This window comes from Nakamurella aerolata (genome assembly GCF_013002705.1).
Lineage (GTDB): Bacteria > Actinomycetota > Actinomycetes > Mycobacteriales > Nakamurellaceae > Nakamurella > Nakamurella aerolata.
In genome coordinates this window covers 161896-176169 of sequence record NZ_JABEND010000008.1, presented here as the reverse complement: position 1 = coordinate 176169, position 14274 = coordinate 161896, and the positions used below count along the sequence as shown (strand labels likewise).

Annotated in this window: 14 protein-coding genes; 7 read left to right on the top strand and 7 right to left on the bottom strand. The window is 69.3% G+C overall.

From position 1 onward, the window contains the following. Window positions 1-480 precede the first annotated feature (480 nt). The 3 genes from HKD39_RS14210 to HKD39_RS14200 all read left to right on the top strand — a co-directional run bounded on the left by HKD39_RS14210 (window position 481) and on the right by HKD39_RS14200 (window position 5263). Window positions 481-1266 (top strand): DeoR/GlpR family DNA-binding transcription regulator, encoded by a 786-nt coding sequence (locus tag HKD39_RS14210; protein ID WP_171200532.1) that lies wholly within the window; start codon window positions 481-483, stop codon window positions 1264-1266. Continuing rightward, window positions 1263-2597, top strand: a complete 1335-nt coding sequence (locus HKD39_RS14205; protein ID WP_171200531.1) for a 6-phospho-beta-glucosidase — start codon at window positions 1263-1265, stop codon at window positions 2595-2597. The genes HKD39_RS14210 and HKD39_RS14205 overlap by 4 nt, the downstream gene beginning before the upstream one ends. Before the next feature lie 368 nt (window positions 2598-2965). Next, on the top strand, window positions 2966-5263 hold the full coding sequence (locus HKD39_RS14200; RefSeq protein ID WP_171200530.1) for a DUF4185 domain-containing protein: 2298 nt from the start codon (window positions 2966-2968) through the stop codon (window positions 5261-5263). A gap of 435 nt (window positions 5264-5698) precedes the next feature. Here the strand turns inward: HKD39_RS14200 and dnaB are convergent, their stop codons facing one another. Then, on the bottom strand, window positions 5699-7117 hold the full coding sequence (gene dnaB / locus HKD39_RS14195; RefSeq protein ID WP_171200529.1) for a replicative DNA helicase: 1419 nt from the start codon (window positions 7115-7117) through the stop codon (window positions 5699-5701). Between the two features lie 638 nt (window positions 7118-7755). Here dnaB and HKD39_RS18910 point away from each other — a divergent pair. Then, window positions 7756-8535 (top strand): hypothetical protein, encoded by a 780-nt coding sequence (locus HKD39_RS18910; RefSeq protein ID WP_212754570.1) that lies wholly within the window; start codon window positions 7756-7758, stop codon window positions 8533-8535. Window positions 8536-8630: 95 nt separating this feature from the next. Here HKD39_RS18910 and HKD39_RS14185 read toward each other — a convergent pair whose 3' ends face one another. Further along, entirely contained in the window at window positions 8631-8804 is a 174-nt protein-coding gene (locus HKD39_RS14185; protein ID WP_171200417.1) for a hypothetical protein, read from the bottom strand. Here HKD39_RS14185 and HKD39_RS14180 point away from each other — a divergent pair. Genes HKD39_RS14180 through trxA form a run of 3 tightly spaced genes read left to right on the top strand, consistent with a single transcriptional unit; the run spans window position 8796 to window position 10549 of the window. Continuing rightward, window positions 8796-9521, top strand: a complete 726-nt coding sequence (locus HKD39_RS14180; RefSeq protein WP_212754569.1) for a sulfite exporter TauE/SafE family protein — start codon at window positions 8796-8798, stop codon at window positions 9519-9521. The two genes, HKD39_RS14185 and HKD39_RS14180, sit on opposite strands and share 9 nt — an antisense overlap. Further along, on the top strand, window positions 9518-10024 hold the full coding sequence (locus HKD39_RS14175; protein WP_171200528.1) for a DUF1634 domain-containing protein: 507 nt from the start codon (window positions 9518-9520) through the stop codon (window positions 10022-10024). The genes HKD39_RS14180 and HKD39_RS14175 overlap by 4 nt, the downstream gene beginning before the upstream one ends. Window positions 10025-10069: 45 nt before the next feature. Continuing rightward, window positions 10070-10549, top strand: a complete 480-nt coding sequence (gene trxA, locus HKD39_RS14170) for a thioredoxin (protein WP_171200527.1) — start codon at window positions 10070-10072, stop codon at window positions 10547-10549. Window positions 10550-10760: 211 nt separating this feature from the next. Here the strand turns inward: trxA and rplI are convergent, their stop codons facing one another. From rplI to HKD39_RS14145, 5 genes are all read right to left on the bottom strand, one after another. Beyond that, entirely contained in the window at window positions 10761-11213 is a 453-nt protein-coding gene (rplI, locus tag HKD39_RS14165; RefSeq protein WP_171200526.1) for a 50S ribosomal protein L9, read from the bottom strand. 33 nt (window positions 11214-11246) lie between these two features. Then, on the bottom strand, window positions 11247-11483 hold the full coding sequence (gene rpsR, locus HKD39_RS14160; protein WP_171200525.1) for a 30S ribosomal protein S18: 237 nt from the start codon (window positions 11481-11483) through the stop codon (window positions 11247-11249). A 144-nt stretch (window positions 11484-11627) separates the two neighbouring features. Next, window positions 11628-12140, bottom strand: a complete 513-nt coding sequence (locus HKD39_RS14155; RefSeq protein WP_171200524.1) for a single-stranded DNA-binding protein — start codon at window positions 12138-12140, stop codon at window positions 11628-11630. Between the two features lie 10 nt (window positions 12141-12150). Beyond that, the gene (gene rpsF, locus HKD39_RS14150) at window positions 12151-12489 is read right to left on the bottom strand and encodes a 30S ribosomal protein S6 (protein WP_246232705.1); all 339 of its coding nucleotides are present in this window, start codon (window positions 12487-12489) and stop codon (window positions 12151-12153) included. 258 nt (window positions 12490-12747) lie between these two features. Beyond that, window positions 12748-14067: an iron-siderophore ABC transporter substrate-binding protein gene (locus HKD39_RS14145; RefSeq protein ID WP_171200522.1), complete on the bottom strand. Its 1320-nt coding sequence runs from the start codon at window positions 14065-14067 to the stop codon at window positions 12748-12750. Window positions 14068-14274: the final 207 nt, after the last annotated feature.

Below are 14274 nucleotides of genomic sequence, written 5' to 3'. Positions count from 1 at the left end.
GCCGCGGGTGTCCGGCGGGCGTCCGGCGGGGCGTCAGGTGGGCGTCAGGGGTGCACATCACAGCCGAGATTGCACGTCACCGCTGAGATCGTCGACGAATCCGGCTGTGACGCGCGAACTCGGCTGTGATGCCGGGATGGTGAGTCAACCGCGCTGCCAACCGGACGAGCGCGACCCGAGCCCGAGGGCAACCGGAGACCAGACACCCCGACCCCGTCCCGACCCCACCCGCAGCGCCATCGGAAAACGCTGGCCGACAACTATTGAGCGAAAATGCTCACCGTTGATAGCCTCGCCGGGTGACAGGTGAGCGGCCATGGCCGGAACGCGGGCGCGGCGATGCGGGTGCTGCGATGCGGGTGCGGCGGCCAGCAGGTGCAGCATCCATGAGCGCACAGCCCATGCGAGCACAGCCCATGACAGCGCCACCCATGAGGGTGCAGCCCATGCGAGCGCGGCGGCCATGAGAGTGCAGCGATCATGAAGGTGCAGCGACACAGCCGGATCCTGGAGCGGGTCCGCTCCGGCGGCGTGGTGTCGGTCGAGCAGTTGTCGAGTGAGCTGGCGGTGTCGCCGTCCACCATTCGGCGCGACCTGCACCAGCTCGACAGGGCCGGTGTGCTGGCAAGGGTGCACGGCGGGGCTGCTTTGCCCGCGCATCTGTTGCCGGACGCCGACACCGCGCGGCCGTTCGCGACGGTCGCCAAGGCCGACCAGGACGAGAAGCTGATTGTGGCGAGGGCCGCTGCCGCCAGGGTGCGCGACGGCGAGGTGGTCGCGCTCGACATCGGCACCACCACCCAGTTGCTGGCCCGCGAGTTGCGTGGCCGCCCGGTCACCGTTGTCACCAATAGCCTTGCGGTGCTTGATGAATTGCGTGACGACGAGTCCGTCGAGCTGATCCTGCTGGGTGGGCTGGTGCGGCGCGCGTACCGCTCGATGGTCGGTGTGCTCACCGAGGACGCGTTGCGGCAGCTGCGGGTGGATCAGGCGTTCATCGGTACCAGCGGGGTCGACACCGCTGGGCAGGTGCTGGATTCCACCTTTGTCGAGGTGCCGGCGAAGCGGGCGTTGGTGGCAGCGGCCCGCGAGGTGGTGCTGGTGGCCGACGGCAACAAGCTGCCAGGCACCGGAACCCTTCGGGTACTTGATGTGCGGGACGTGCAGGTGCTGGTCACCACCGCGTCCGCGGACCCGGCGATCCTGGCGCTGTGCCGCGAGTTGGGTGTCGAGGTTGACGTGAGAACTATCGGAGAGGCCGCATGAAGCTGACAATCCTTGGCGGGGGCGGGTTTCGGGTACCGCTGGTGTACGGCGCGTTGTTGGCCGACCCGGACGGGCCGGTCACCGAGGTAGCGCTGTACGACACCGGCGCCGGCCGGCTCAAGGCGGTGACGGCGGTGCTGGAACAACAGGCCGCTGGGGTGGCCACCGCGCCGCGGCTGAGCGCCAGCACCGAACTGGCAGAAGCGTTGCGCGGGGCCGATTTCGTCTTCTCGGCGATCCGCGTCGGCGGGCTGCGCGGCCGCACCATCGACGAGCGGGTGGCGCTTGATCTTGGCGTTCTCGGGCAGGAGACCACCGGACCTGGTGGGCTGGCCTACGCACTGCGCACGGTTCCGGTGGCGTTGGAGATCGCCAGGGCCACCACCCAGCACGCGCCGGGCGCCTGGTTCATCAACTTCACCAACCCGGCCGGCATCGTCACCGAGGCGCTGCAGCCGATTCTCGGTGACCGGGTGGTCGGCATCTGTGATTCGCCGATCGGGTTGGCGCGCAGGGCCATGCATGCGCTGCGGCTCGACCCGGCGAGCACCACGATCGACTACGTCGGCCTGAACCACCTCGGCTGGCTGCGCGGGCTGGAGTCCGGCGGTAGCAACCGGCTGCCCGAGCTGCTGGCCGATGCGGCCCGGCTGGAGCAGCTGGAGGAGGGCCGGCTGTTCGGTCCGCAATGGCTGCAAGCGTTGGGCGCCATGCCGAATGAGTACCTGTACTACTACTACTACACCCGCGAGGCGCTGGCCTCGATCCGTGGTGCGGAGCAGACCCGCGGCGAGTACCTGTTGGAGCAGCAGCACGACTTCTACGACGACGTCGCCAAGCATCCCGACCATGCCCTCGCCACCTGGCAGCGGGTGCGGGCCGACCGCGAGGCCACCTACATGCGGGAGAGCCGGGCCGAGGGCGAGCAGCGCGATGCCGCTGACGTCGCCGGTGGCGGGTACGAGGGGGTCGCGCTCGACATCATGGAGGCGGTGTCACGGGGCCGGGAGTCGACCATGATCCTGAACCTGCGGGCCGGCGGCGGGGTCGGCCTCGACGCCGACGCGGTGGTGGAGACGCCGTGCATCGTCGGAGCGAACGGCCCTGTGCCGCAACCGGTTCCACCGGCCAAGGGTCACATGCTCGGCCTGATGCAGTCGGTCAAGGCGGTGGAGCGGCTGGTGATCGAGGCGGTCAACACCGGCTCGGCGGCAGCGGCCTGGGAGGCCTTCTCGCTGCACCCGCTGGTCGATTCGGTGAACACCGGCAAGGCGCTGCTCGATGGCTACCGGCGCGCCTCACCCGAGGTGGACGCCGTCTTCGACCGGTAACCGGCGGCTGCCGGTACGTTCCACGCTGGCCAGAGCCGCCCGGAACGCCCAATCACCGGCCCGATCACCGGCCCACGCGGGTGCTATGTGTGTCGGTGCACTGTGCCGAAGGGCCCGGCTGTGTGCCGATGCTGTGTGTCGGTGCACTGTGCCGAAGGGCCCGACCGTGCCCGATTCGCCGTTCTTGGTGTGCCGATCGGTTGAGGTGATGGGCGTAGATCCTGCACCGGGTACTAGATTCTCCGCGCAGGGTATCGATTTCTCGATGACGGCTCGCTACGGTAAGGCTTCCGAGCCAGTGCCGGCCCGGCGCCGAATCGGCTCGTGGATGTCTGCCCCGCTCCATCGAGAAGCGAAGGATGCGCGTCATGAAACCGGTTCGTCGTCGTTGGTCACGTCCGCTCGCCGCGTCAGCGGCGCTGGCGGCCCTCGCCCTGGTCAGCACCACCGTCAGCCCCGCCGTCGGCGCCGCCCCGCAGGCGCATGCCGGTGCGGGCGCGGCGCTCGCGGCGCCACCGGCTCCGCCCGACTCGTCAGCGCCCCCGCGCGGCTCCCGCAGCGCCACCGGCCAGAACTCACTCGAAGCGAAGCGAGCCGTGATGAACGATCGTGTCGGCATCGGAGCCCAGCAGGCAGCGGGGGCCGCCGCGAAGCCGGCCGCCCCCGCGGCGCTGCCCGATGTGCCGCCGCCCAGCGACTGGATCGGCACCATCGACATCCCTTACCGCAACAGCGTTGTCACCAAGTCGGAGGGCGACCTGTGGCCGAACTGCTGGGCCGCCGACGACGCCGTCTACGCGGCCTGGGGTGACGGCGCCGGCTTCGCGCCGGCCAACACTTTCGTCGACGTCGGCACCGCAAGAATCACCGGCGACGTCAACAATCTCAGCGGCAGCAACACCGCCACCGCCGACGGTGTCAGCCAGGTGTGGACCAAGGGCGGGTTCACCCGCAAACCCACCGGCATGACCTGCGTCGGCAACACCCTGTACCTGGCCGTGCAAGACCTGGCGATCAACTTCGACCAGGCGCCGGCCGCCACCATCGTCAAATCCACCGACGGCGGCAAGACCTGGACCTGGGACAAGCGCGCGCCGATGTTCCCCGACCACGTCTTCACCACCATCTGGTTCGCCGACTACGGCAAGGGCGGCGGCGATGCCAGCAGCCCGGACGAAGGCGACAAGTACGTCTACGCCTACGGTCTCGACGGCAACTGGCGCGAATCGCCCCCGCCGTTCAACACCGTGCCGGACCCGCAGGACGTGTTCCTGGCCAGGGTGCCGAAAGACAAGGTGCAGCAGCGCCTCGCCTGGCAGTTCTTCTCCGGCTACCGCGCCGACGGCACCACGCCCACCTGGAGCAAGCGCATCTCCGACAAGAAGTCGGTGCTGCGGGACACCCGCCGCGACTACCCGCTGACCTTCAACGGCGGTGACGGCGAAGGGCTTTCGGTGATCAGCCAGGGCGGTGTGGTCTACAACAAGGCGCTGGGCAAGTACATCTACACCAGCTGGTCCGAGTTCAACTACCACTTCTACGAGTCCGACACCCCGTGGGGCCCGTGGAGCCGGATGGCCGACCAGAACTTCACCTCGTTCGACGACCGGGCCGTGCAGTACGGCGGCTACGGCACCACCTTCCCGTCCAAGTTCATCTCCGCCGACGGGAAAACCATGTGGCTGCAAAGCAATCGCTGCTGCCCAGGTCAGATCGGCTACTCGTTCGCGCTGCGCAAGGTGCAGCTGGAACCGGCGCAGGACGGGGTAGCCAACCCGGCACCGTCCGACGCCAACCTGGCCCGCGACCCCGGCACCCAGCCGATTTCCCGGTCGGTGCGGCAGGCCAGCCTCGCCGCGCTGAACGACGGCGTGAGCACCGGTTCCATCGACGACTACGACGGTGAGATCAAGAACGAATCGTTCTGGGGATACACCTGGCCGCAGTCCCGCCGGATGAACCAGCTCACCTTCACCACCGGAACCCCGGCCGCCGACGGTGGCTGGTTCGTCGCGGCCCCGCGGGTGCAGTACCGCGAGGACGGCGTGTGGAAGAACGTGCCCGGCGCGCTGTACACCACGCCGTTCAAGCCGGGCGCCGCCGACGGCACCAACGCCACCTACACGGTGCAGTTCCCGCCCGTCACCGGCGACGGGATCCGCATCGTCGGCGCACCGGGTGGCGACCACCGCTACTCGTCGATCGCCGAGATCAGCGTCGGGCACCGCGCCGGGCAGCTGATCGACGGCGGGTTCGAGAACACCGGCGGCTACGGCGAGGCCTGGACCTTCCGCGGCACCGCCCCGCACGGCATCGACAACGGCTGCTGCTCCCGCACCGGAAAACGCAACGCCTGGGTGCGCACCCAGGAGGCCCTCGGCCCGCAGTACGTGGAGCAGACCATCGCCGTCACGCCGGGCAGCACCATTGACGTGAGCGCCTGGATCCGCACCTTCGACCCGGTCACCACCGCCTACCTCGGGTTGCGCTGGGACGGCGGCGAAAACATTGCCAAGCTCACCACCAGCAACGGCGAGTACCGGCAGTACCAGCACAGCGTCACCGTGCCGGCCGGCGTCACCACAGCGACCGTGGTGACCGGCTACTCCGCCGACGGCGGCGACGCGATCTTCCAGCTGGACGACGTATCGGTGGCGGTCCGCTGATCGCCGCGCTGGTCTAGTCCCCGTCAGCCACGGTCCTCGCACCCCGCCGGATGCGAGGACCGTGGCTTTTGTTCCGGCGATGGCGCTCGCTAGGCGACGCTAGGGAAGTTGCTAGAAGGCCGAATACTCCGCGATCGGAGCGGTGCGTGTGGCGCTGGGCGGGGAGTGCGGCTCCGGTGGCGACCGGGTGGGGTGCGTGCGGCGCTGGAGATCGGGCGGGTACGGGCGGCGCTGGCGGTGCGGACGGCTCTAGCTGCGCCCGCCCCGGCGGCCGGCCCGGCGGATCACAGCTGTGTTTGCACGTCACAGCTGGGTTCGCCGACCAGCGCAGCTGTGATGTGCAAACTGAGCTGTGATGCGCAAACTGAGCTGTGATCTGCCCGGGACAGGGTTGGGAACCTGGGAATCGGGGAGGGGGTTGACCTCGGCGCTCGGCTACATCGCCGGGGCGAGATCGGCGAAGTGCATCAGGTGCAGCTTGGACGCCACCGGGATGGTGCGGGTCTCGCCGTTGCGGTGCTTGGCGACGATCAGGTCGGCCTCGCCGGCGCGCGGGTCTTCGGAGTCGTAGGCGTCCGGCCGGTGCACCAGGATCACCACGTCGGCGTCCTGCTCCAGCGAGCCGGACTCGCGCAGGTCGGAGATCATCGGCCGCTTGTCGGTGCGCTGCTCGGGGCCGCGGTTCAGCTGGGACAGCGCCACCACCGGCACCTCGAGTTCTTTGGCCAGCAGCTTCATCTGCCGGGAGAACTCGCTGACCTCCTGCTGCCGCGACTCCACCTTCTTGCCGGACGTCATCAGCTGCAGATAGTCGACGACGATCAGCTTCAGATCGTGCCGCTGCTTGAGTCGGCGGGCCTTGGCGCGGATCTCCATGATCGTCATGTTGGGGCTGTCGTCGATGAACAGCGGCGCCTCGGAGATGTCGCCCATCCGCTTCATGATCCGTTGCCAGTCGCGGTCGGTCATCGCGCCGCCGCGCATCGACGAGAACTTGACCTCGGCCTCCGCCGACAGCAGCCGCATGGTGAGGTCGTTGCGGCTCATCTCCAGCGAGAAGAACACGGTGGTGAGTTGGTGTTTGATGGCGGCGGTGCGGGCCATGTCCATGCCGACGGTGGACTTTCCCATGCCCGGCCGGCCGGCGACGATCACCATCTGACCGGGGTGCAGGCCGTTGGTGAGCGCGTCGAGATCGGTGTAGCCGGTGGGGATTCCGGACGCGGTACCGCCGTTGGCGGCGATGGCGTCGATCTCGTCCAGCGTCGGCTGCAGCAGGGTTTCCAGCAGGACGTAGTCCTCGGCGGTGCGCCGCTCGGTGACCTCGTAGATCTCGGCCTGCGCCCGGTCGACGATCTCGTCCACCTCGCCGCCGCCCAGCTCGCCGGCGGCGCCGCCGTAGCCGAGCTGCACGATGGTGGTGCCGGCCGACACCAGCCGCCGCAGGATGGCCTTCTCGGCGACGATCTGCGCGTAGTAGCCGGCGTTGGCGGCGGTCGGCACCGTTGACGTCAGGTGGTGCAGGTAGGTGGCGCCGCCGGCCCTGGCCAGTTGGCCGTTGCGGTCGAGTTCGGCGGAGACGGTGATCGGGTCGGCCGGCTCGCCCTTGGCGTACAGGTCGAGCACCGCGTCGAAGATCAGCGAGTGGGCCGGCTTGTAGAAGTCGGAGACCCGCAGCGACTCAACCACATCGGCGATGGCGTCCTTGCTCAGCAACATGCCGCCCAGCACCGACTGCTCGGCCGGTAGGTCTTGCGGTGGCTGCCTGTCGTAGCGGCGGTCCGCCCGATCCTGGCCCTCGCCGTTGACCCCTGCCGCGTCGCCGGCAGTTCCGGTGATGATGCCGGCCGTCATGAAGCTCCTGCCTTCCCTTCTTGTTGAGTCGGTGCCAGTAATCCTGGGTGTTGCGGGTGTTGCGGGTGTCGCGGGTGTTGCGGTGCTCTTGTCGCGCGTATGCGGTGCCGGTGCACCGGCTGGCGGCTACCTAGCAGGTGTACCGGCCGGCACCGACAGCGGGACGCGCCACGCCGGTGGGTGCGGCGGCCAACGCCGATCGGTGCGGCGGCGCTGTCGGAGCGGCAGGTGGCGCGGTGGGTTGGTGCGGTGGGTGGGTGCGGTCGTGAGTGCCGTGGGTGGGGCCGGTCAGTCGACGTTATGCGGGACTGTGCCGCGCTCCAACTGTCGATGTGAACGGCACTGTTGATGCGGTGTTGACAGGTGGTTGACAGGTCACCGTTGGTGCAGGTGACGACGCCGGGACGAAACACCCCGATTGTGGACAGACTGGGGAAATGTTTCCCGTGCTCTCGCGTCGTTCCAGGTGAGCACCGATCCAGCAGAGCCGTCAGTTGTGGACAACCGAGAAAATCTCGCGGTCCCCCGGCCGGCGGCGGCGCGTCACCGGCCCACCGCGGATCTCCGCGGAGGCGGGTTCGTCGTGCCGGAGGAGCGCAAATCCAGCGGGGCCCGGGCGCACCGTCTACGGTTCGTCTATGACCAGCCAGCAGCCCGGCCAGGGCGATCCGTGGGATGCACGCCGAGAGTCGTCCGAGGGTTACCAGGACAGCGCCGCCTCGGGTGGCGAGAAGCAACCCGGGTACCAGCAGGGTGGTTATCAGCAAGGCGGGTACCAGCAGGGTGGTTATCAACAGGGCGGGTACGAGCAGGGCGGCTATCAACAGGGTGCCGCGCAGGGCGGTTATCCCCAGCCCGGATATCCACAGGGCAGCTACCCGGGCGCGCCCGGCGGTCCGGTGCAGAGCACCAAGCCGAAGCCGCCCGGGACCGTCACCGGCGCGATGATCATCTACGTGCTGCAGGTGCTGTTCAGCATCATCGCGGTCTTCATGGTGGTGAACAGCGACATCTGGAAGCAGGCCCTGAACGACGCCACCAGCAACCAGACGGATCTGGGCGGCGCATCGGTTGACACCGTGATCAACACCGCCAAAACGCTGACCATCGTGATCGGTGTGGTACTTGCCGGGCTGATCCTGATGTTCGCGTTCTTCATGTGGGGTGGCCGGAACTGGGCAAGGGTGGTGCTGACTGTGCTGTCGGCGCTGAGCATCCTGTCGGCGCTGACTTCCGCAGCGGGAGCCGTCTCCGGTTCGGTGACGGTCAACGGCCGCACCTACGAGGCCGGCAGCAACTGGTCGAGCTGGGTGAGCCTGGTGCTGGCGATTCTGGCGATCGTGCTGATGTACCTGCCGCAGTCGAACCTGTACTTCCGGGAATCGAAGATCTACCGGTCGCAGCCCTACCGAGTCTGAGCCCCACCTGTCTGAGCCTTACCCTTCTGCGCCGCAACCGCCCGAGCCGCGACCGCCCGAGCCGCGACCGCGCGCGAGCCGCAACCGCTCGAGCCTCACCCAGCCGGCTCGTCCAGCAACAGCAGCCGCGGCCGGGCGGCGGCGCCGCGCCGCACGCACAATCGGCGTCGTTCCGGTCCGGCCAACCGCCGACCGCCGGCGCCGACCCCGGTGCGGGCCCCGACCCCGGCGGCATCCTCGTCGTCCCGCTGCTCACCCTGGTGGCGCACACCTCGTTCGCCACCGCGGTGGCGGTCAGCCTGGTGTCGGTGGTGTCGTGCTCGTGCGCCAGCGCGCCACGGTTCCTGACTGCCGGCCTGGCCAACCTGCGGCTGGCGGTGGTGCTGGAGGTGGCGACCACCGCAGGGGCACTGGCCGGGCTACTGCTGATCGCATCGATCCCGAACCCGTTGCTGTATGGGATCTTTGCGGCAATCCTGGTGGTCTCGGCTGTTCAGATGCTGGCCGGACGGCGGGAGGCGGTGCCGCCGCAGGGTTCGCGGTACCGTGCGCTGGACGGCACGGTGAGCGACGGCAACGGCGGCACCGCCCGCTATCAGGTGTCCAGGCTGCCGCTGGGCGTGACCATGATGTTCGGTGCCGGCACGCTGTCGGCGTTGCTGGGCATCGGCAGCGGGGTGCTCAAGATCCCGGCGATGGATGCGGCCATGCGGCTGCCGATCAAGGCGTCGTCGGCCACCGCGAACCTGATGATCGGGGTGACGGCCTGCGGGGCGGCGGGGGCGACGCTGATCTCCGGCGGGCTCGACCTGCGGCTGGCAGCGCCTGTCGTCCTCGGCTCGCTGGCCGGGTCGGTGCTCGGCGCCCGAATCCTGGTCCGCGCAACGGGTTCGGCGCTGCGGGTGGTGTTCACGGTTGTGCTCATCGCGGTGGCGGTGCCGATGGCGGCCCGCGCGTTCGGGCTCAACCTCGGGGTATCGGCATGACGGACTTTGGCCAGGACGCTGCCGACGACGAACGCCGGTTGAGCGAGCGGATCGCCACCGTCTTCCGGGTCGGCGTCGCGCTGGCAGCCGGGTTGCTGGCGCTGGGCACCCTGCTGTCGTCCGGCGCAGGCCCCGGCACCGCACCGTCCGGCATGGCGCCCGGCACGGCCGCATCCGACACGGCGCCCGGCACAGCATCCGCCGCGGCAGCGGCGGGCACCGCGCTGCTGATCGTCGGCTGCGGGTTGTTGCTGATACTGCCGGTGATCCGGCTGTTGATGATGGCCGTGCACTACGGCGCCCGCCGCCGGGGCAGTCGGGTCTTCGCCGCCGTCGCGGTGCTGGTGCTCGCCCTGGTCGGCGTCCAGCGGCCGTCGGTCTGCTGCACTGAGCCGCACTGCACTGGGTTGCACTGCACTGGGCTGCACTGGTTGCACTGCACGGCACTGACACCACACAGCCGCAGCGGCTCGCGGCGAGCCGAACCGACCGCGCCGACCTAGCATGAAACCCATGACACGCACCGGAGCACTTGTCGAGGCGGCATCATGACCAGCGCCGGAGGCGCCGGCGGCACTGTTGTCCGGTGCCCGCACTGCGGCACCAACAACCGGGTCCGCCCGAACGCGACCGGGACCCCACGCTGCGCCAAGTGTCACCAACCGCTGCCCTGGGTGGTGAGCGCCGACCAGGCCACCTTCCAGGCCGAGACCACCAGCTCGGTACCGGTGATCGTCGACTTCTGGGCGCCGTGGTGCGGCCCCTGCCGGATGATCTCGCCGGTGCTGGAGAAGCTCGCCGAGCGGTACGCCGGCCGACTCAAGGTGGTCAAGGTCAACGTGGACGAGAACCAGCAGCTGGCCCAGCGCTACCAGGCGATGAGCATCCCGCTGTTGGTGCTGATCGAGGACGGCAAAGAGGTGGACCGGCAGGTCGGCGCGGTGCCGCAGGCCCGCCTCGTCGACTGGATCGAACCCCGGCTCCGCCCCGCCACCGGCGCCGATGCGGCCGGGCACAACCACAGCTGACAACCACAGCCGGCAACCACAACCACAGGCGCTGCCGCCGTCGGCCCATCGCCACCGGCGGGCTGCGGTTCGAGCCCGAGCGCCGGTGGAGCGGTGACGTCGCCCGTGACGTGATCCGTCAGCGGTGATCGACACCTGCAGCGAAAACCCCAGCGGGGCCGCCCGAAATGGACGGCCCCGCTGGGGTTTTGCCGAAACGTGCTGGCGCAGATCAGCTTTCGCCGACGACCACCACGGTGAAGGTGGCGCTGACCTCGGGGTGCAGCTTGACCGTGACCGGGTGCTTGCCGGTGGTCTTGATGTGCCCGTCGGTGACGATGGTGCGGCGGTCGAGGGTCGGGCCGCCGGCCTTGCGGACAGCGTCGGCGACGTCGGCGTTGGTGATGGAGCCGAACAGCTTCTTGCCGTCGCCGGTGGTGCGGGAGGTGATGGAGACGTTCAGCGCCTCCAGCGCGGTCTTGACCTCGTTGGCGTGCTCGGTGCCGCGGATCTCGCGGGCGTTCTGCGCGCGCTTGATGGTCTGCACCTGCTTCTCGGCGCCCTTGGTGGCCGGCACGGCCATGCCCTGCGGCAGCAGGAAGTTACGGCCGTAGCCGTCCTTCACCTCGACGATATCGCCGGGGGCACCGAGGTTCTCCACATCGGTGGTAAGGATGAGCTTCATGATCTGATCTTTCTCCTTGGTCGGTAGCTGAGATCAGCGGGCGGTCGAGGTGTAGGGCAGCAGGGCGACCTCGCGGGCGTTCTTGACGGCGGTCGCGATGTCCCGCTGGTGCTGCACGCAGTTGCCGGTCACCCGGCGGGCGCGGATCTTGCCGCGGTCGGAGATGAAGCGGCGCAGCAGCGCGGTGTCCTTGTAGTCGATCACCGGTGCGGTGTCTTTGCAGAAGGCGCAGACCTTCTTCTTCGGCTTGCGCACGGGGGGCTTGGGCATGACATGAACTCCTGAAAATGATGGCCGGCTACCGGCTTTGGCCAGCAGCGGCGGGAAAGTTGGTGGGGTATCGGCGCTTTGAGTGCTCCAGTGATGCCGGCGATGTCAGTGATGTCGGCGACATCGCCGGAAACCGAAGCGTGCTTAGAAGGGAGGCTCGTCGGAGTAGCCGCCGCCGGAACCGCCGGCGGGCGGGGCGCTGCTCCACGGATCGTCCGCCGGGGCCTGTTGCCGGCCACCGGAGTTACCGCCGCCGCCGGAGGAGCCGTAGCCGCCCCCGCCGCCGTCGGAACGGGAGACCTTCTGCACCTTGGCGGTGGCGTACCGCAGCGACGGGCCGATCTCGTCGACGTCCAGCTCGATGACGGTGCGCTTCTCGCCCTCTTTGGTCTCAAACGAGCGCTGCTTCAACCGGCCCTGAACGATCACCCGGGCACCCCTGGTGAGCGACTCGGCCATGTTCTCGGCGGCCTGCCGCCACAGCGAACAACGCAGGAACAGCGCCTCGCCGTCCTTCCATTCGCCGGTGTTCCGGTCGAAGGTGCGGGGCGTCGACGCCACGGTGAAGCTGGCGACGGCCGCGCCGGAGGAGGTGAAGCGCAGTTCCGGGTCGGCGGTCAGGTTGCCGACGACGGTGATGACGGTTTCGCCTGCCATCTGCGCGTCCTCAGCTGGCGGCCGCGGCGGCGGTCGGGCGCTTGGGGGCCGGCGGGCGGGTGATCTTGGTGCGCATCACCGACTCGTTGAGGTTCAGCTGGCGGTCGAGCTCGTCGACCACCTCAGAGGTGGCGTTCACGTCGATGACGACGTAGATGCCCTCGGACTGCTTGCGGATCTCGTAGGCCAGCCGGCGCTTGCCCCAGATGTCGACGTTCTCCACGGTGCCGCCGCCGTTGCGGATGACGTTGAGGAAGGTGTCGACCGAGGTGGGAACGGTGCGCTCGTCGATGCTGGGCTCGAGGATGAGCAGAAGCTCGTAGTGACGCGGAGCGGTGGTGTCGCTCAACGTGCACCTCCTATGGACTCGAATCGGCCACGGCGTTTCCGTGGCAGGAGGGTGGTGCGGCGCTGTCGGCACCATCGGGGCGCCAACAGCAGGCGGCCCATCGCAGCGCCGGTGCGCTGGACGGGCAGCACCCATGTTACCAGCGCAGATCGGCCGGCCGCGCCGCTCGCCGCTGCGACCCAACTCGGGCTCCGGGCCCGGCACTACCGGCCGGCTACGGCGTGATGCCGGCGCAGGACGGTGCCGCTCAGCCGCCGCTCAGCCGTCGGACCCGCCCGCCTTCGCCGCGGTTGCCGCCTTGGACAACATCGGCACGTACTGCTCGAGCATCCACGGCAGGCTCAGCACGTTGACCGCCGAGGTGGCCTGCACCAGCGCCGGGTCGGTGATCGGGACGTAGCCGCCGGACTTCACCGCGGGCAGCGCCTTGAACAGCGGGTTCGCCTCGGTCTGCTGCTGCAGCTGGCTGGACAGGTACCAGGCCACCAGCACCTGTGACGGGTAGTTGCCGATCGATTCAAGGCTGGTGCTCAGCGAGAAGCTCGGCGCGTCCGCCGGCCGGTCGAACGCCGGCGTGGTGGCGAAGCCCAGCTGGTTCAGCAGCTGCACCCTTGAGTCGTTGTTGAAGTAGAAGTTGTACTTGCCGGCCTCGGTGGCGCTGCCGAACGCGACCGTGACGCCCTTGAACTCCGGGTGCGCCGCCGCGGTGTCGGCGATCAGCTTGTCGGTCTGGCTGACCAATGCCGCGGCGGCCTTGGACCGGCCCAAAGCCTTGCCGACCATGGTGATCTGGTCCTGCCAGCTGGTCAGCCAGGCCTGCCCCGGATAGCCAACGGTCGGCGCGATCTGGCTGAGCCTGGCGTACTGCTCCTCGGTGACGCCGGAGTTCACCGCCAGGATGACGTCCGGCTTGAGCGCGAGCACCGCCTCGTACGGGATCTCCGCGCTGCTGGCGTCGATCAGCGTCGGCTGTTCACCGCCCAGCCGTTCGGTCAGCCATGGCGGCAGGTTCGCGGAGCCGACCTCGATCTTCTGCATGCCGACGGGCACAACGCCGAGCGCCACCGCCGCTTCCGGGCTGCCCCAGCCCAGCGCCACCACCCGCTTGGGCTCGGCCGGGATGGTGGCCTTGCCCAGGGTGCTGTCGATGGTCACCGGGAAGGTGTCGGTGACGCCGGCCGGTAGCGCCGACCCGGCACTGCTCTGCGCGCCGGCCGAACCGGCAGCACTCACCGAGCCAGCACTCACCGAGCCAGCACCGGCCGAGCCAGCACCGGCCGAGCCGGCAGCACCCGCCGAGCCAGCACCGGCCGAGCCACCGGCTCCGGAGCCGGGATCCGTTGCGGCGGAGCCACTTCCGGCGACCACCGAGCCGCCGTCGGCGCCGGCTGTGGTGCCTGGACCGCTGGTCCCGGCGGCCCCGGCCGTCCCTGGACCGGACGACGAGTCGGCAGCGGGAGTGCTGGACCCGCAACCGGCCAACACGGCCAGCGCGGTGGCGGCAGCGACCAGCGCGGACCAGCGTCCGGTCCGGACCCGGGCCGGGGCATTCTTCGGCAGCTTCACGGTCAACTCCATACTCTCCTCTGTCTTGTTGTCGCTGTCTTGTTGTCGGTCTACTTGTCTGCTCATGCGGTGCCGCCTGTGCTTCCGGCGCGCCAGCACCGACAGCCCCGGACGCCGGCGCCGCGCCGCCGCCGGAGGCATCCAGCATGGGACCTGCGTAAGCACAGACCTGCCCAGCACAGACCTAACCCGGCACAGACTCACCCAGAGCGGCTGTGC